The organism is Sphingobacterium sp. xlx-96 (genome assembly GCF_011007365.1).
Lineage (GTDB): Bacteria > Bacteroidota > Bacteroidia > Sphingobacteriales > Sphingobacteriaceae > Sphingobacterium > Sphingobacterium luzhongxinii.
Window position 1 is genome coordinate 57,829 of the sequence record NZ_WFKM01000013.1, and the last position, 17,830, is coordinate 75,658.

20 protein-coding genes are annotated in these 17,830 nt (G+C 38.6%); 11 read left to right on the forward strand and 9 right to left on the reverse strand.

What is annotated here, in order from left to right:
- Positions 1-2: 2 nt before the first annotated feature.
- The 4 genes from G7B20_RS16305 to G7B20_RS16320 are packed head-to-tail and all read right to left on the reverse strand — an operon-like array spanning position 3 to position 2,476.
- Complete coding sequence (locus tag G7B20_RS16305) at positions 3-416, reverse strand: NUDIX hydrolase (protein ID WP_164112493.1); 414 nt, start codon at positions 414-416, stop codon at positions 3-5.
- Positions 417-442: 26 nt separating this feature from the next.
- Positions 443-1,165 carry a ThuA domain-containing protein gene (locus G7B20_RS16310; protein ID WP_164112494.1) on the reverse strand — a complete coding sequence of 241 codons (723 nt, stop codon included), beginning with the start codon at positions 1,163-1,165 and terminating at the stop codon, positions 443-445.
- Between the two features lie 6 nt (positions 1,166-1,171).
- The gene (gene aroB / locus G7B20_RS16315) at positions 1,172-2,236 is read right to left on the reverse strand and encodes a 3-dehydroquinate synthase (RefSeq protein WP_164112495.1); all 1,065 of its coding nucleotides are present in this window, start codon (positions 2,234-2,236) and stop codon (positions 1,172-1,174) included.
- Positions 2,237-2,269: 33 nt separating this feature from the next.
- Positions 2,270-2,476, reverse strand: coding sequence for an RNA-binding S4 domain-containing protein (locus tag G7B20_RS16320; RefSeq protein ID WP_164112496.1), 207 nt, complete (start codon positions 2,474-2,476; stop codon positions 2,270-2,272).
- A gap of 92 nt (positions 2,477-2,568) precedes the next feature.
- Between G7B20_RS16320 and G7B20_RS16325 the strand changes: the two genes are divergently transcribed.
- The gene (locus G7B20_RS16325) at positions 2,569-3,765 is read left to right on the forward strand and encodes a proline dehydrogenase family protein (protein WP_164112497.1); all 1,197 of its coding nucleotides are present in this window, start codon (positions 2,569-2,571) and stop codon (positions 3,763-3,765) included.
- A 123-nt stretch (positions 3,766-3,888) separates the two neighbouring features.
- On the forward strand, positions 3,889-4,500 hold the full coding sequence (locus G7B20_RS16330) for an HAD family hydrolase (protein WP_164112498.1): 612 nt from the start codon (positions 3,889-3,891) through the stop codon (positions 4,498-4,500).
- A gap of 4 nt (positions 4,501-4,504) precedes the next feature.
- Here G7B20_RS16330 and G7B20_RS16335 read toward each other — a convergent pair whose 3' ends face one another.
- Together G7B20_RS16335 and G7B20_RS16340 are read right to left on the reverse strand one after the other, a co-directional pair.
- Complete coding sequence (locus G7B20_RS16335) at positions 4,505-5,854, reverse strand: outer membrane beta-barrel protein (RefSeq protein WP_164112499.1); 1,350 nt, start codon at positions 5,852-5,854, stop codon at positions 4,505-4,507.
- Between the two features lie 11 nt (positions 5,855-5,865).
- Positions 5,866-6,480 carry an RNA polymerase sigma factor gene (locus G7B20_RS16340; protein WP_164112500.1) on the reverse strand — a complete coding sequence of 205 codons (615 nt, stop codon included), beginning with the start codon at positions 6,478-6,480 and terminating at the stop codon, positions 5,866-5,868.
- A 277-nt stretch (positions 6,481-6,757) separates the two neighbouring features.
- Between G7B20_RS16340 and G7B20_RS16345 the strand changes: the two genes are divergently transcribed.
- From G7B20_RS16345 to G7B20_RS16360, 4 genes are all read left to right on the forward strand, one after another.
- On the forward strand, positions 6,758-7,618 hold the full coding sequence (locus G7B20_RS16345; protein WP_164112501.1) for a universal stress protein: 861 nt from the start codon (positions 6,758-6,760) through the stop codon (positions 7,616-7,618).
- A 5-nt stretch (positions 7,619-7,623) separates the two neighbouring features.
- Positions 7,624-7,866 carry a hypothetical protein gene (locus G7B20_RS16350; protein ID WP_164112502.1) on the forward strand — a complete coding sequence of 81 codons (243 nt, stop codon included), beginning with the start codon at positions 7,624-7,626 and terminating at the stop codon, positions 7,864-7,866.
- Positions 7,867-7,961: 95 nt separating this feature from the next.
- Positions 7,962-9,197: a PQQ-dependent sugar dehydrogenase gene (locus G7B20_RS16355; protein WP_164112503.1), complete on the forward strand. Its 1,236-nt coding sequence runs from the start codon at positions 7,962-7,964 to the stop codon at positions 9,195-9,197.
- Between the two features lie 79 nt (positions 9,198-9,276).
- Positions 9,277-9,594, forward strand: coding sequence for a GNAT family N-acetyltransferase (locus G7B20_RS16360; protein WP_164112504.1), 318 nt, complete (start codon positions 9,277-9,279; stop codon positions 9,592-9,594).
- Positions 9,595-9,940: 346 nt separating this feature from the next.
- Here G7B20_RS16360 and G7B20_RS16365 read toward each other — a convergent pair whose 3' ends face one another.
- Entirely contained in the window at positions 9,941-11,638 is a 1,698-nt protein-coding gene (locus G7B20_RS16365; RefSeq protein WP_240466029.1) for a carbon starvation protein A, read from the reverse strand.
- A gap of 192 nt (positions 11,639-11,830) precedes the next feature.
- On the opposite strand from G7B20_RS16365, the gene G7B20_RS16370 reads away from it, so the two are divergent.
- Together G7B20_RS16370 and G7B20_RS16375 are read left to right on the forward strand one after the other, a co-directional pair.
- Positions 11,831-13,609, forward strand: coding sequence for an AMP-dependent synthetase/ligase (locus tag G7B20_RS16370; RefSeq protein ID WP_164112505.1), 1,779 nt, complete (start codon positions 11,831-11,833; stop codon positions 13,607-13,609).
- Between the two features lie 10 nt (positions 13,610-13,619).
- Positions 13,620-13,985, forward strand: a complete 366-nt coding sequence (locus G7B20_RS16375; RefSeq protein WP_164112506.1) for a diacylglycerol kinase family protein — start codon at positions 13,620-13,622, stop codon at positions 13,983-13,985.
- Positions 13,986-14,048: 63 nt separating this feature from the next.
- Here the strand turns inward: G7B20_RS16375 and G7B20_RS16380 are convergent, their stop codons facing one another.
- Positions 14,049-14,762: a DsbA family protein gene (locus tag G7B20_RS16380; RefSeq protein WP_205600254.1), complete on the reverse strand. Its 714-nt coding sequence runs from the start codon at positions 14,760-14,762 to the stop codon at positions 14,049-14,051.
- Positions 14,763-15,145: 383 nt separating this feature from the next.
- Between G7B20_RS16380 and G7B20_RS16385 the strand changes: the two genes are divergently transcribed.
- Genes G7B20_RS16385 through G7B20_RS16395 form a run of 3 tightly spaced genes read left to right on the forward strand, consistent with a single transcriptional unit; the run spans position 15,146 to position 17,345 of the window.
- Positions 15,146-16,555, forward strand: coding sequence for an MBL fold metallo-hydrolase (locus G7B20_RS16385; protein WP_164112507.1), 1,410 nt, complete (start codon positions 15,146-15,148; stop codon positions 16,553-16,555).
- A gap of 5 nt (positions 16,556-16,560) precedes the next feature.
- Positions 16,561-17,157, forward strand: coding sequence for a methyltransferase domain-containing protein (locus G7B20_RS16390; RefSeq protein WP_164112508.1), 597 nt, complete (start codon positions 16,561-16,563; stop codon positions 17,155-17,157).
- Complete coding sequence (locus tag G7B20_RS16395) at positions 17,154-17,345, forward strand: hypothetical protein (RefSeq protein WP_164112509.1); 192 nt, start codon at positions 17,154-17,156, stop codon at positions 17,343-17,345. The genes G7B20_RS16390 and G7B20_RS16395 overlap by 4 nt, the downstream gene beginning before the upstream one ends.
- A 46-nt stretch (positions 17,346-17,391) precedes the next feature.
- On the opposite strand, the gene G7B20_RS16400 is transcribed toward G7B20_RS16395, so the two are convergent.
- Complete coding sequence (locus G7B20_RS16400; RefSeq protein WP_164112510.1) at positions 17,392-17,829, reverse strand: hypothetical protein; 438 nt, start codon at positions 17,827-17,829, stop codon at positions 17,392-17,394.
- Position 17,830 lies beyond the last annotated feature (1 nt).

Genomic DNA, 17,830 nt, shown 5'->3' on the forward strand with positions numbered 1-17,830 from the left:
TACTAATAAAATAGGCCATTTAACCATTTTGGTAAAGCAAACTCTGACAATAAATGGGCAAGTTTATAGTTTTTGTAATTTAATTTGGATAGCCAAGCAATCTCCTCTATTTCGTTGTAGGGATAGAGAGTTTGGGAAATTGACGTTCTCAGGAGAAAAATATGCCCCTCTACAGAAGTGTTTGCTTCATTAGCCGCAATAGTTTTATGCATCCCTAAGAACTCAAAATTAGCCGCGGTCAGTGTAAGGTTAAGTTCTTCTTTTAACTCTCTTGTCAGCGCCTGAAGAGGAGTTTCTCCTGAGGCTATTTTCCCTCCCGGAAGTGTAAAATATGGAGCGCTTTTTTTTCGAAGAGCTAAAAGATCTCCTTTTTGGTCGATCACAATAGCTAACGCTACAGTTATAGTCCTATGCATGAAAAACCGATTAATTAGGTGTAATATTAGTTAATTTTTAAAACATATTTAACCCCACCTACAATGTGCTTTTGAAAGTTTGGGGAATCAAAAGATTCTTCTGTATGGCCTAGTCCTGTGTAAAAGGATCGGCCTCCGTCAAACTCCTGAAACCAGGCAATAGGATGAAATTTTCCCATTTTTCCTCCCTTGTAGGAATCTTCGTCCAGTGTCATTAGTATATTTAATCCCTTTTTGACATTTTTAAAGTCGTACCATTCGTCTTTATGAAACCATACGCTTTGTAGATGTGCCGTTGAAGGGTGCTTCTGATTCTTAACATCAATCTTAGCTTCTTGTACATTTGGGTGGCTTGAAAAATATCCGCCCACAAGTTGACCGTACCAAGGCCAGTTGAACTCTGTATCTGAGGCAGCGTGTATTCCCACGTAGCCTTTTCCAGCTCGTATAAAGTTTTGAAAGGCATTTTTTTGCTCCTCCGTGAAAATATCGCCAGTGGTACTCAAGAATAGTACAGCATCATAATTGTGTAGACTATCTGGACAAAAAAAAGCAGCATCCTCGGTATGAAAAGATTTAATTCCTTGATCTGCCAAAAGACCAGTCACTACACGTACCCCTTTAGGGATACTACTATGTCTAAATCCTGTTGTTTTGCTGAAAATTAGTACTTTTTTAGCTTGTTGAGCAAAAGAGTCGACCTTTGTCAAAACGAGAAGAATAACAAGAAAGAAGCTTAAGTTTTTCAAATTCTTTTATTTACTAATACTCAAATAGTAACCTAGAGCTAATTTGATATCATCTTCAGTTACAAATACATTATAGGTAGCGCTACCTATCTTTTCTAACAGCGCAAAGCCTATTTTACCATCTTCATTCTTCTTGTCATTTTTCATCAACACCATCAGTTCGGTGTAAATACTCTTGTCAAAGGAATAAGGCGTATATCGGCGAAGAAATTCCTGCGTTATATCCTTCAAGTCCACCTCTGACAATCCACTGTACCTTTTCGATAGCCAAGCTTCACAGATCATACCGATCGCGATAGCTTCACCATGTAGTAAGGGATTGTTGTCATGAAGTAATGAATAACCTTCTATAGCGTGACCGATGGTGTGTCCAAAATTTAGAATTTTACGAAGCCCCTGTTCTTTCGGGTCTTCAATGATAACATTGTTCTTAATTTCAACCGACCGGTGGATAACTTCCGGACCTATTTTTGAAATATCCATTAGTTTGCATTTTTCATATAAGTCACGGTCTTGGATTAACCCATGTTTTATCACCTCTGCAAAGCCTGAAATCAACTGTCTTTGATCCAATGTCTCTAAGAATCTGGGATTAATAAATACTGCCTTCGGTTGGGTAAAAGTACCAATAATATTTTTTACGTTATCCATATCGATACCCGTTTTGCCACCTACAGAGGCATCCACTTGTGCTAATAGCGTGGTTGGAATATGAACAAAATCAATACCTCTTTTATAAGTAGAAGCCGCGAACCCGCCCATATCAGTAACAACACCTCCACCTAGATTTATCATTAAGGCCTTGCGATCTGCCCCGAAATCAAGCATAGTTTTCCATACACCGATGCAAAAATCAATGTTTTTGTTCTCTTCGCCAGGGTCAATTTCAATAATATCATAATCAACAAGATCTGGCAACAGAGATTGCAATAAAGGGAGACAATGATCATTTGTATTTCTATCTACAAAAATTAAAACCTGTGAATAAGCTCCCTGTGAAATAAAAGATTCTAATGTCTTTAAATTCTCTTCAAAATAAACTTTATATCCTAAACTATCGATGGTTTGCATGCTCTTTGAAATCAAGTAGTAAATATACGTATTTTAAACAACTTGGACCTTTAAATCCTCAAATTCGATGACATCTCCTTTGCGTACTTTAAGTCTTTTTCTTAAGTCTACTTCGCCGTTATATTTTACAAGCCCTTCCTCTACCACACGTTGTGCCATGCCCCCATGTTCGACCCAGTTTAAGGCTTTTAATAATTGAATCATTGGAATAAATTCTCCCTCTAATGTGAATGTTTGCATATGCAAAAGTAATTTAATATCGGCTAAAATAATCTTTTTGCAAAAAAAGTAATCATTAATTACTTACTTTTGTAAAGAAAAAATAAAATAAAATGATTACACAAGAAAGCTCAACTATATTGAATTTCGATAACACAGAGATTGCGTTTCGTAACAAGACAGATAAAGATCTTGAAAGAGCCTATTGGTTATTTAAAATGGTTGCGTCAAGTACGCTTATTAAGATCGGAACCCCAATTACTAATTTTTCGCTCAGTATAGGGTTGCCTATTCAAGGTATCATACGTAATACAATTTATAAGCAATTTTGCGGAGGTGAAACGATAAAGGGATGTTCTAAAGCTATAGAAGACCTAGGTAAACGGAACGTAACTACTATCTTAGATTATTCCGTAGAAGGTGAAGATTCCGAAGAAAGCTTTGATGCCTGTCGGGATGAGGTTTTGGCTACTGTAGAGTTTGCCAAAACTAATAAATTAATCTCCTTCTGTGTTTTTAAGCCTACTGGTGTTGGGCGATTTGATTTGTTGGCGAAAGTGGACGCCAAAGAAAAGCTAAGTCCGGAAGAAACACAGGAGTTTGCCCGTCTTGTGGATCGTTTTGACGAAATCTGTAAAGCCTGTTATGAAGCTGATATCAGGGTTCTTATCGATGCTGAACATTCTTGGATCCAAGACACAATAGACGATATCGCCCGAGAAATGATGGAGAAGTATAACAAACAAAAACCTATTGTTTACAATACCTATCAATTGTACCGACATGATAAGCTAGCGTCGTTGAAAGCAGATTTTTCATACGCACAAGTTCAGAATTTTTACTTAGGAGCTAAAATTGTTAGAGGAGCCTATATGGAAATTGAACGCGAACGTGCAGCTGAAAAAAAATATCCCTCCCCTATTCAGCCGACAAAATCATCAAGTGATACAGATTACAACGATGCAATCTTGTTCTGTATAGATAATTTGGAGAAGATTGGACTAATGGCCGGTACACATAATGATGTAAGTAGTATGTTGTTGGCTAAAGAAATGGATCGACGTAATATTCCCCATAATCATCCTCACGTATTTTTTGCTCAACTCTTAGGAATGTCAGATAATCTATCTTTCAATTTAGGGGCTGCAAATTACAATGTCGCAAAATATATGCCTTACGGACCCGTAAAATCTGTTATGCCCTATCTCTTTAGAAGAGCACAAGAGAATAGTTCCGCAGCTGGCCAAACAGGACGGGAGCTTAGCCTTATTATAAAAGAAAAGCAACGTAGAAAGAGCTTACAAAAGTAAAATCAAATATATTTATCTCCGTAAGAGGTATACTTAAAAGTCTTCGTTTTGAAAATGAGATAGGATGTAGATCCATTCTCTTTGATATCCGGAGACTTTTTTAGTGAAATCAAGATCAATAAGATGAACGAATTAGAATTAGAGAAGTACAATAGGTTAACAAAGCTAGCACAACCTTTTAGTACATTGATTTTTGATGTTGACGGCACGCTAGCCAATAACATTTGGGCTCATAAAGCCGCTTATGTTGAGGCCGCTTTGGAATACGGTCTTAATATAGACGACACATTGATTGATGAGACAGCAGGTTGGCCTACAGTAGCAGTTGCGCAGGAGATCTCCAAGCGATATCAAGTCACTTTAGATCCGATTGAGTTCTCTAAGCGGAAATCTGCTATTTTCATTGATAGATTTGTTTATCAAACACAGCCGATCAAGTTTGTTTGTCAGGTTTTATTGGATAATGTCGGGCATAAAAGAATAGGTATCGTTTCTGGAGGTAGCCGCTCTACCCTAGCAATCACCTTACAAGTAATTGGTCTATCCGACAAATACGAAGTGATGGTATGTGCAGGAGAGACAGAAAGAGGAAAGCCTTTTCCTGATCCATTTTCACGTTGTGTACAACTACTGGGCGTACCAGAAGAAGAATGCTTGGTTTTCGAGGATGGCGATCCGGGTGTACAAGGAGCCATGGCAGCAGGGATGTCTTGGGTTCGGATAGATCAACTCTAAAAAACTAAAAGTTAGTCATAATACGGATCCCCCCATTGGTATAGTCCATATCAGCTCTCCGGTACTCGCCGATTGGAATTTTTAGATAAGGCTCTATAGATACACCAAATCTGTTGTTGACGTTAACTTTTTTACCTATCGAAAAGTTAACAAAACCATTGAAACCATCTGTTGAAACATTTTTTTCTGCAGACTTTACTGTCTTAGTGACAGCCTTTACTGCCGTTTGAATCTGTTTTTCATTTTCCGGAAATCCGTGAGAAAATGTTTCCGTATTGACATTTTCTACATAGTGCGCATTCCTTTCTTGTCCTATGATGGCCGAATAGGAAACTCCCGCTACAGCATACAGCGATCTACCTACATTATACTTCATTTCAATAGGCACATCGACAGACTGAACAATACCAGTTACCGCATTTATATTAGGGATGATCATTCTGCTACTTTGCGGTGCTGCCAAACCAGCCATATTTTTACTTGCATCAGAGTTGTTGTTTACTATAACAGCTTCATAACTATTTGGTTCGGTAGGGTTTTTTAGCATACCCATTTCATAGGAATTGTATGAAGCTCCCGTGCGAACACTAAGTTTATTTGTAAGATTATAGGCGAATGTAAGTCCTCCCCCAACATTCATTTTATCTCCGGTCGAGTATGGAGATACAAACAAGGCCAAGTCAAATTTATCGCCAAATCGAACCCGTTTATTTTGTGTTATATTTTCGACCTCACGAATCTTTAAGTCAGAATTAGGGTTAGATGATGTTGCTAGGGCAAGTTGATCCCTATTAATGGAATGCGGATACACTGGATCTGTACCAATAGATGAATATTTTCTATTATCATCGCTTAATGGATTGAGCTCATTAGACGAAATATTAATTCGTGCATTGATGTTCCGGATTACATCAGATACAACGGAGAGAGCTAAAAATCTGTCTACAGTACTATTTTTATCGGAAGATACTATTTTATTTCCAATAGCGTTATCGGCGGCATTAGCTGTGTTTCCTTTCTCAGCTAACGGCGCGGTATGATAACCTTCCTTGTGCATCGGAGTATTTAACGGGGCTACATTATACTCGTCGATCGGTGTTTGTCTCGTCGAGGCAACTTCACTTTCTCTGGAGACGGTCGGTTTTGTAGTGTCGCTGATATAGTATACCGATCCTATTCCAATTAACAGACAAGCAGCGACACTCGCAGCCCAACGTGATATCTGCTGGATTTTTTTCGCACGATTACCATATTGATCGTTAAAGCCTTCCCAAGCGCCGGGTCTATATGCACGCTCAGGTTGTGACTTAAGCCGATTTACAATTTCATCGATTATTTCTTTCTCAGTTTTCATTCTGTCTAATTTTAAGAATGATTTATATTGTCCAATACAGAAAATTGATCTGTATAAAGTTTTCTTAATCTGGCTTTAGCTCGTGTCAAATAAGTTCTTGAAGTACTTTCCGGTATATTCAATAATTGACTGATTTCTTCATGCGAATACCCTTCAATTTCATAAAGGTTGAATATAGAGCGTTGGATTTCTGGAAGTTCATACAACAAGTTCAATATATCATTTTCTTCCAGTCTCGTAGATAAATTTACTGCATGATGTAAGAGTTCCCCGTCATGTACATCGTCCAAAGCATAAGTTTCCTTCTTGGCCCTGATTTTATCAATCGATGTGTTCACTGTTACGCGTGCCATCCAAGCTTTAAATGTCTTCTCAATGACCTGCTCATCACTGTCAAAAGAAAAATCCTTGACTTTTCTAAATATTTTTACAAATGACTCATTGACCACGTCCTCGGCCTCCATTTCTTCTTTAACATAACGTAGAGCCACAGCCATTAAATACCCATAAAACTTTTTGTAGATATAAGACTTGCTTCGTTCGGTATCGGCCAATACACATTCCTCCAAAGCGGACTTTAGCGTTAAAGGTGTTCTCTTTTGGAAATATTTTGGCAATATATTCACGTAAGACTTATCTGGTGTTCAGTTATCTAATTTATGTAATTTATTCCCAATAATACCAATCATAAAGTCTTCATTCTACTTAAAATTCCCTTTTCGATAGAAAACGAATATAAAAAGAAGATCGCTACAGCAAAATAAATGTTTCCATGTATATTTATCTTAGCTCTTGAGTCTTTGTTTCTTTTTGCTTAATTTTAAAATAAAAAAGGCGGCAAAATCATCTTTATAGAACATTCTGATGAAGTCATGTCGTTATAGACTCAAACAATTTACTGAGATGAAACATATACTTTTTCCCACGGATTTTTCAGATGTAGCAAATAATGCGTTCTTATATGCTATGCGTCTTGCAAATCAGCTTGATGCTAAATTATTTGTGCTGTATTCTTATGTTACACCGGTATTGTCTGCCACTCACGCAGGACAGCCAGAGATGTTGGCCGATGTATATCAACAAGTTGAGTTATCTAAGTTTGATTATTTCAAAAAGCAGGCCCCTGCACTTCACGAACTGGCAGAAAAAAATGGTTTGGATAGCAGTAGATTAGTGTTTCTGTTTGAGGAAGGTACTGTTGTCAGTAGCGTCAGGAAAGTCGTGAAAACAGAAGAGATACGGTTGGTAGTTATGGGGACATATGGCGCTTCTGGCTTAACAGAAAAGTTTGTAGGTACCAATACAGTAGCGGTTATACAAAATATACGGCAGCCAGTCTTAGCTATACCAGCAGGAGCAAAATATTCCCCTATAAAGAAAATAGCTTTTACTACGTTGTTCCAGGAGAAAGATGTTGCAGCTTTAGAAGAAGTTGTTGATATGGCAGCGCTATTTGAGGCAGAAGTTTATTGTACCCATGTGATGGAAGATACCAGTAACCCAAGTAACGCTTTATTTTATGGAGAAGACTGGAGTAAGAAATTTCAAGGTAAGAAACTAGATTTTGTCTTTTTAGAGAAGAAAGAAAGTATTGAAAACACCGTTAATAGTTTTCTGAAAGAGAATAACATTGATCTTTTAGCTATTGTCAAACGGAATAGAAATTTCTTCGATAGATTAATCAATTCTAGTCTATCCAATAAGTTCGCGTTTCATTCGAACACACCGATACTAGTTTTCCACGAAGAAAAAGGAAGTAAATAATACGGATGTTAGATACAATTGTCAATAATCTACAGCAAGCAAATATGCTGGACCGACCTGTTGAGAAATACACGATGATTGTCAATGAGAAATCAGAGACGCAGGGTGCACTTTATTTTATTCCAATAAAAAATAGAGAGATTAAAGTACTGTTGCCCGCTCCGCATCATAAAGATTTCCAAGGTATGTGTGACGCACTTACCTATAGGCAGTTATTAAAGCATAAGGAAATTATTGTGCTGAAATAATCGTTCGTCTACAAACGATGTACAGTAGTATTCATTTCGTTTGTGATTACAAGAAACAAACAGAGCTTGCAAGCTCATTAAGTAATTATATACATATGAAAAGTATTCTTTCACTAGCCTTGCTTTCATCAACTTTGGTAGGCATAAGTTGTAATAATGGTACAGCAAACGAAAATGTTGATAACGCAGCAGACAGCACCTTAGCCCCTGTTGAAACTCAAAAGGCAAACGCCGACTACAAGCCTGCCTTTGTGGGGCAGACAAGAGTGCCGGGCGTAAAAACAAATACCCCCTTTGAAGGCAGAGTTATCGCCGAGGGATTGAAATCTCCTTGGGGGATTGTTGTTTTACCAGACGGACGATTCCTTGTCACAGAAAAGGAAGGGAATATGCGTATAGTAGATAAGCAGGGTAAATTGAGTGAAGCTATCACCGGTTTGCCAAAGGTTGACACTGGCGGACAAGGAGGTTTGTTAGGCGTTGCTTTAGATCCACAGTTTGCGACCAACCGTATGGTGTACTGGACCTTTGCTGAGCCGTCTTCTGCAGGAAATCAGACAGCAGTAGCCAAAGGGCGGTTGGCTAACGATTATAAAGCTATAGAAAATGCAGTCGTCATCTATCGTGCAGGCCCGGTCTTTAAAGGTAATCTTCATTACGGAGGACGAATTATTTTCGATAAAAATGGAAATCTTTTTGTCACGACCGGAGAGCGGTCTGATTTGAAAACGCGCCCTATGGCACAGGATTTAAAAACTAGTCTCGGTAAGATTGTGCGGATCACCAACGATGGAAAACCTGTTGCAAATAATCCATTTGAAGGAAATACCGCTGCTATCCCAGAGATATATTCTTATGGACACCGTAATCCACAGGGTATCGCTTTTCATCCGGAGACTGGGGATTTATGGGAAACAGAGTTTGGACCTAGAGGTGGTGACGAACTCAACCGCGTAGAAGCCGGCAAAAACTATGGGTGGCCAGACATTACCTATGGCATTGAGTATTCGGGTAAGCAAATCGGTACTCCTCCTATCCAACAAAAAGAAGGCATGGAACAACCTGTTTATTATTGGGACCCTGTGTTATCGCCTTCTGGAATAACTTTTTATACAGGATCTGCAATTCCTGAATGGAAAAACAATCTATTTATAACTGGATTAAGTAGTATGCATATTGCACGACTCGTGATTAGAGACAATAAAGTGATTGGGGAAGAAAGGTTGCTCAGTAGAGAAGGTCAACGATTCCGCGATATTGTTCAAGGAGCTGATGAAGCATTGTACACGATTACAGATGGAGGGAAACTATATAGGATCGGTAAAAAATAGAGATTTTTTTCTTAATATACCTTAACTATTGTAGTATCGTGTTGTCGTAATTTTGGTATGTATTAAATAAGTAAACGCCATGAAATCAGAAATAGAGCAGACTCCGTTGGTAAAAAATGATTTAGATCATCGCTTTGAAATTGAAGTTAATGGTCATTTAGCATTTATTGATTTCAAAGAAACTAGAGAAAGGATTGCACTAATACATACTGAAGCCGCTCCTGAATTAAAAGGGACAGGTGCAGCAGCTATCCTGGTCGAGAAAACCTTAACGTTTATCGAACAGGATGGGCGAAAGTTAATGCCTTACTGTCCCTACGTATTTGCTTACATCAAAAAAAATCAAACGTGGAAACGCATTGTTGATCCGAGCTTTCCTACGTATGGAAATTTATAGCGTGAATTGTAAATAGGTAGAGGTTTTGCCACATATGATCTCATTTTGTGGGATTTTATTGTGGTCTAATTAAGTTATTTGTCTTTGGCACAAGTTTTGATAGACTAATATTAGATTGTAAAAGATTTTTTATTAATCACTTATAATTACAATATACTTCCTAAAGCCCAATAATATGTGCGATATTATTGGGCTTTTCCTTTTATCTGTTAACAATCTCTTTTACTTTTTCATTATAAAAGTCGATATAATTAGCGGACATATTAAGTAATTTGTACCATTTTATAAATGCACCAACGAAAACAATTGACATCAGAATCATTGCAAATACAGCCAATGAAGCCAGTTAGTATTGCCTATTGGGTATGTATGTGTTAAAAACTTGCTCATATCCGGCCCAGAACGTAATAATTGCCATAAATATTCCAGGGATCGCTGTGCATAATGCGTACCTCCCCCTGTCCATGCGTAGAAGCATTGTAGTACACACTATAAGTCCACATGCTGCCAAAAGTTGGTTACTTATCCCAAATAAAGGCCAGATACTACTTACGTTTCCTGTGTACACCAGATATCCCCAAGCGAAAGTGAATAAAAAACTGCTGATAAGGATTCCGGGTATCCAATTCTTATCCTTAAATTGTGGAACCACATTACCCAACATTTCTTGAAGAAAGAAACGTCCAACGCGGGTGCCTGCATCTATTGCCGTCAGAATAAATACAGCTTCAAACATAATTGCAAAATTGTACCAATAGGCCATTACATCGTCCATAAATGGGATATTGTCAAAAATATGTGCCATACCTACCGCTAGTGATACAGCTCCCCCTGTTCGGCCATGTAGATCTACACCAATTTTTTCCATAAAATGATTCAGATCTACTGTAATTAATTCAGGGTGCTTTGCTATAAAGTCCTCGTAAGCAGCTATAGGTGTGTTTATTGCAAAGTAATCCCCCGGCATCAGGGTACACGCTGCGATAAGAGCCATCAGCGCGACAAAACCTTCAACAAGCATTGCGCCATAGCCTACAAATAGAATTTCTCTTTCATTTGCTAGCATTTTCGGGGTAGTCCCGGTGGCAATAACTGCATGAAAGCCTGATATAGCTCCACAGGCAATTACAATAAAAATAAAGGGTAATACCGGGCCGCCTATAATTGGCCCCCCGCCAAATACAAACTCCGTGACAGCAGGCATCTGTACAGTGGGCTGTACGAACACAATTCCTATCGCAAGCATTAATATCGTTCCGATTTTTAGGTAGGTGGATAGATAATCCCTTGGCACTAATAATAACCACATTGGGAGTACAGAAGCGAGAAATCCGTATATGGCGATAGCTATCGATATGGTATTAATATTCCAATGAAATAAATTGCTGATAGTATCATATTGCATCAAGTTATGTCCCCCAATTATACCTACAATAAGTAATAGTCCACCAATTATGCTCGCTAGAGTTACCGAATTATTACGATATCTCATAATCAAGCCCATTAATATAGCAATTGGCATGGTGATGATTACAGTAAATAGCGACCACGATGCCTCATGCATTGCGCTTATGCAAGCTAAAGAGAGACCTGCAAGTGTTAATATCAGGATGAATAGTACAGCTATTCCCGTGATCGTACCTGTTGTTTTACCAATTTCTTTGTAAGCTATGGAGGCTAAACTCTCCCCCTTGTGTCTCACCGAAGCAAAAAGCACAATCATATCATGTACGCCTCCTGCTAACACGCAACCTATCAAGATCCAAAGTGTACCTGGTAAGTAGCCAAACTGAGCGGCTAAAACAGGTCCAACTAGAGGGCCGGCTGCTGCTATAGCAGCGAAATGATGCCCAAATAACACATTCCTATTCGTAGATACATAGTCCTGACCATCAGCAAATTCGTGAGCCGGAGTAATGTTTTTGCTGTTTAAACGTAATACTTTGTTTGCCATGAAAACACCGTAAAAACGATAGGCTATAGCAAATAGGAGTAGTGAAACGAAAATTAAAGTTAGGGCATTTATGCCATTTAAAAAGTCCATAGATTTAATATTTGATTACGAAACAGTAAAAATATAAATTAAATCAAAATCAGTTAGCTGATTATTAAAATAAATTAAAAATGTTTTTATTTCATTATTATTTGAGAAGCTGTCTATTTGTTAACTTTGCTTCACAAGAATAAGATCAATTCACATTAGTATTTTGTTTCTTGCGAATATGCTATTTAATGTATGATAGAAAAACAGAATTTAAGACTATTTGATTTGGCAAGGCGTCAGATTGAGTTATATCCTAATTTACGTATGTTTGGGTCTAAACTAGATGGTCAGTGGCATTATCTTAGTACCCAAGAGTTTTTGGACCAAGTGGATAATTTGTCGTTGGGATTGTTGGAACTAGGAGTTGTAGCTGGTGAAAAAGTAGGACTGATTGCGGATAGTAGCGTCGAATGGCACATAATGGATTTTGCCATACAGCAGATAGGCGCAGTCGTCGTAGCTATGTATCCAAATATTACCGATACAGATTATCAATATATATTCAATGATGCCGAGGTAAAGCTTTGTGTTGTAGGGAATAAGACGTTATATAACCGTATTAGCAATCTAAAATCCGGGATTTATAGCTTAAAGTATATCTTTTGTATGGCTGAATCTCCAGATGTCAGAAACTGGTCTGAGTTAAAAAATTTGGGATTGGATAAAGATATTAATATTTTGAATACTTGCCGAAATAATGTTCTATCAACGGATTTAGTGACTTTGATTTATACTTCAGGCACCACAGGAAAACCCAAAGGTGTGATGTTGTCCCACGATAACATTATTTTCAATGTCTTGTCGGCTAGAGATATCACCCCTTGTCAGGCTTTTGATCGCGGACTTACCTTTCTCCCTCCTTGTCATGCCTACGAGCGGATGGTTATTTATACCTATATGTATATAGGAATCACGATTCATATCGCAGAATCCTTAGAAAAGATAGGACAAAATATAGGCGAGGTGAAGCCTCATATTATGACCGCAGTACCACGTATATTGGAAAAGGTTTACGAGAAGATAATGAAGACGGGGCACGAACTTTCAGGATTGAAGCGCAAAGTCTTTGAGTGGGCTGTAGATGTTGCTGATAGCTACGATCCGAACCCAGCTAAGCGAAGTGCACTTTATAATTTTAAGTTATCTTTAGCCCGAAAGCTAGTTTTAAATAAATGGTATGAAGCATTAGGCGGACATCTTATAACAGTTGCGTCGGGGTCTGCATCTTTACATAATAAACTTGCCCGCATGTTTCTAGCAGCAGGTATTCCGATCTATGAAGGGTATGGAATGACCGAAGCATCTCCCCTTATCGCAGTGAATCATTACATCAACGGAGTTCGAATAGGCACAGTCGGACTTCCGGTAAAGTATGTTGAGGTCAGGTTGGCCTCAGATGGTGAAATACTGGTCAAAGGGCCTAATGTGATGATGGGATATTACAAAGATCCAGAGGAGACCAATAAGACCATTGTCGATGGTTGGTTACATACGGGAGATATTGCTGTTCTTGAGGAGGATCGCTTTATCAAGATTATTGATCGAAAAAAGGAGATGTTCAAGATATCTGGAGGCAAGTACGTGATCCCTCAGCCTATCGAGAAGCGACTTGTAGAATCGCCCTTTATTGAACAGGCAATGGTAATTGGTGATGGACAAAAATTTGCATCAGCGTACATTGTTCCAAATTATTCTAATCTATTAGAATGGAGCCGAAAAAATGCGCCAGATATAGTGAAGATGTCGAGAGAGCAGTTCCTTAAGCAAGAGGTTGTTTTGAAGAAAATAAATAGTGAAATTCGGGTTGCCAATCAACATTTTGGAAATTGGGAACAGATTAAGAAGCCTATAATTTTGACGGAAGAGTTTACCATAGAAAGTGGTGAGCTAACGCCGACTCTCAAAATGAAGCGAAAGGTGATTTTGGAAAAGTATAAGAACTTATTTGACGATTTGTATCCTTCTGCCTAAATGTACTGCTATGTCGGAGTTCAAGAAAAGAATAGATAGTTTTAAGTATGCTCTTAATGGGTTCAAAATTCTATTTAAAGAAGAGTTTAATGCCAAAGTTCATCTTGTATCTGCGATTTTAGCCCTGATTTTAGGGTTTTTGTTTGATCTCAATACATTTGAGTGGATTGCCATTTTGTTGGCTATAGCAATGGTAATAAGCTCCGAGTTGATAAATACAGCGATTGAATATCTTGCCAATTTTGTCTCCCCTGAAAAAAGAACAGTGATCAAGAAAGTAAAGGATTTAGCCGCTGCTGCGGTTCTTACAGCAGCTATCGTCGCCCTGTTTATTGGGATAATTATATTTGGGACAAAAATTTTAACGCTGATTTAGACCTGTTTTAATAAAATAGTTTCGGATTGAATGACATCTCTCATCCAATCCGAAACTATTCTTTTATTCACAACCTTTAGTGTTGCAGCTTGGTGCATTTTGATCTGCCACAAGCTGAATCGTATTCTTATCAGACCATTCAGAAAGAGCTTTCGCTAAAGTTTGTTCAAACATTTCCTGAGGTTGAGCTCCAGATATAGCATATTTACGGTCATAGACAAAGAAAGGAACACCCGTCACGCCAATTTGTCTGGCTTCATGAATATCCATCTTCACTTCATCCTCGAATTCCCCACGTTCCAAAGCTGCTGCCATATCCTCTTTATCTAGCTCCAACGCTGTGGCAAGTTCCTTCAACGTTTCTAGATCATCCACATTTTTACCATCGGTAAAATAGCTTCTAAATAATAACTCTTCCGCTTCCAATTGCTTACCGTGTTTTTTTGCATAATGCGCAAACATGTGCGCACGAAATGAATTTGCTACCACAGATTTGTCCATATTATACGTCAAGCCCTCCGTAGCAGCCATCTCAGTCACTTGTTTATTTAATTGCTTAGCCTGTTCTATGTTCATTCCTTTGTGCCTAGCCAAATAGTCGTCAATACCAATCGTCGTATCGGTTTGCAGATCCGGATTTAACTGATAGCTCTTCCATTCTATTTCGATACGATCCTTATTGGGCAGTGTTTCCAATGACTTTTCCAACTTTCGTTTTCCTATATAACAGAATGGGCACATTACATCACTCCATATTTCGATTTTCATTTGCTCCATAGCTTGATATTTTAGAACTGTAAAGATAGCTATATTACTTATTGTGGAATAACTACCGACACAAATATGACAACAAGCAAACAAGGATAAGCCGTAACGGGTAATGTAACATAAGTCACAGTGAGACCCGTATATTCGTTGTAACTTTACCGTAGGAAAGACAGATTAGTGAGGCATAATTATTAACTTTCCACGGATTGGAAATTTATTTCTAGAATTTAAAGATATCAAAGTATGAAATCTCCAGACGTAGCACAAATGCACAGATATTAACGAAAATATTTATTTCGTGAGCTCGCTAAACCCGGTTTGGATGTTCCATCTATTAGCTGAAAAGACAGACTGATCTATCAATTGACGGATCATAACATAATTATTTATAAATGAAAGTAGAACAGATTTATACAGGATGTTTGGCGCAGGGCGCTTACTATATTGTCGCTAATGGAGAAGCGGCTATTATTGATCCTTTGCGGGAGACAAAGCCTTATTTGGATCTTCTCGCAAAAGACGGCGTAAAGCTCAAGTATATTTTTGAGACGCATTTTCACGCCGACTTTGTTAGTGGTCATGTTGATCTTGCTCGTAAGACCGGTGCTCAGATAGTGTATGGACCTACGGCCAATCCTTCTTTTGAGGCTATTATCGCTGCGGATAATCAAGTTTTTACGATCGGTGATGCTAAGGTCAAAGTGTTACATACCCCCGGACATACCTTAGAGAGCTCTTCATACCTTTTATCAGATGCTGATGGCGTCGAAAAAGCCCTTTTTAGTGGAGATACACTTTTCTTGGGGGATGTGGGACGTCCTGATCTGGCGCAGAAGGCAGCTGGCATGACACAAGAAGAATTAGCAGGGATGTTGTATGAAAGTATTTATACTAAGATACTTCCCTTATCTGACACGATTATGGTTTATCCTGCTCACGGCGCAGGTTCAGCATGCGGAAAAAACATGATGAAAGAAACTATGGATAGTTTGGGTAACCAGAAGAAAGTAAACTATGCATTGAACCAGCCTTCTAAAGAAGCTTTTATCAAAGCTGTTACAGATGGTTTGCTTCCTCCCCCAGCTTATTTTGGAATGAATGTATCGATGAATAAACAGGGGTATAATAGTTTTGAGAATGTGTTAGCACAGGGATTACGTGGATTATCTCCGACAGAGTTTGAAGCGATGGCTGAAAACACGGGGAGCTTAATTTTAGATACCCGATCCAGCGAAGTATTTGCGCAAGGTTTTATTCCACAGTCAGTCAATATTGGACTTAAGGGCGATTTTGCACCATGGGTCGGAGCAATGATCGTTGATGTCAAACAACCGATTTTATTGGTAGTAGATCCTGGCAGCGAAGAAGAAGCCGTAACTCGGTTGAGCCGGGTAGGATTCGATAACGTCGTAGGCTATCTTTTAGGAGGTTTTGATGCTTGGAAGGCAGAAGCAAGAGAGGTTGATACCGTTAATAGAATTACTGCGGAGCAATTTGCAGTGGAAGCTAAACCTAATGGAGATAAAATCATAGATGTCCGCAAGGAGAGTGAGTACGCAGCCGAACATGTAGACCAAGCCTATAACAAGCCTCTAGCCTATCTTAATGATTGGATAAAGGATCTAAATCCCAAAGAACACTTTTATTTACATTGTGCCGGTGGGTATAGAAGTATGATAGCAGCCAGTATTCTCCAAGCACGGGGATATCGTAACTTTAGTGAAGTGGAAGGAGGTTACAATGCCATCAAACAAACAGAGATTCCACGAACAGATTTTATCTGCCAGAGCAAGATATTGTAATATTTATGGAAGAACAGCTTATTGAACTTGACGCTTTCTATTGGGAGCGTAGATGGAAGGATAAACAAACGAGATGGGACATTGGCTATGCCTCGCCTGCTATTGTGCGGTACGCAGAAAATTATTCCAATAAAGACGCGGCTATTCTTATTCCGGGATGCGGCAACGCCTATGAAGCAGCATGGCTAATGGATCATGGCTTTAACAATGTCACAGTATTAGACATTTCACCTACTGCTATTGCCAATGCACAGCAAGTTATCAAAAGCGATGTCCGGTTGCAATTTGTCTGTGCCGATTTTTTTACTTACCAAGGGCAATTCGATTTAATCTTGGAACAAACATTTTTTTGTGCCATACCGGTTTCAAGACGTCAAGAGTACACTGCAAAGATGACGAGTTTACTTCATGAAAAAGGACGTCTGGTGGGCGTTTTATTCGATCGAGAGTTTGAAGATCAGGGACCACCATTTGGTGGCAGCCTATTGGAATATCAATCCCTGTTCGCAGATAATTTTGATTTTGATCGCTTTGAATGCTGTTATAACAGCATTCCGGCTCGAGCAGGTACCGAATTATTTATCAATTTAATAAAGAGATGAAAGAATTGTTTTTAAAGAACTGGACCTTTATGCGTGTGTTTAGAATAGCATTGGGGCTTATCGTTGCGGCTCAAGGCCTACATAGCAACGAATGGATATTTGTTGTACTAGGATTAATATTTGCAGTTATATCCTTTTTGAATTTAGGTTGTTCAGCCTATGGCGGTAGCTGTAATTATAGAAGGTAGGCAAAAAAGTAGACCTGCCATTACAGCAGGCCTACCACCCTATTAACTACCTGATTTTTATATATTTTTCAGTGATATGCTGCTTGATGCCGAGCTCCGGCAACTCTTCCTTACCTTGCTGTGTTAGCGTATCTCCCTTCAAAGATATCGTAAACTTAAACTGTTTACCTTCCCAGGGTCTATAGCTACAGAAGTCTAAGTTTTCCGTATACTCGTTTCCTTTTAACTGATACCTGCCACCACCACTTACGAATAGCGTAGTGCTATCTTTCCCTTGATTTTTATCGTGATTAAAGAAAGCAAAATGCGTTGCATTAATCACCTTAATCATTTCCGTTTTGGCACTATCGACTTGTACATAGACGGTATCCCCATCTTTTATTGTTGTACTTTCAATAAGTCTATAGCTTCCCATTAAGCTACTCGCCTGCTTTTGGCAAGACATGATCAGACACGTCCCAACTATTAATATATAAAAACGCATA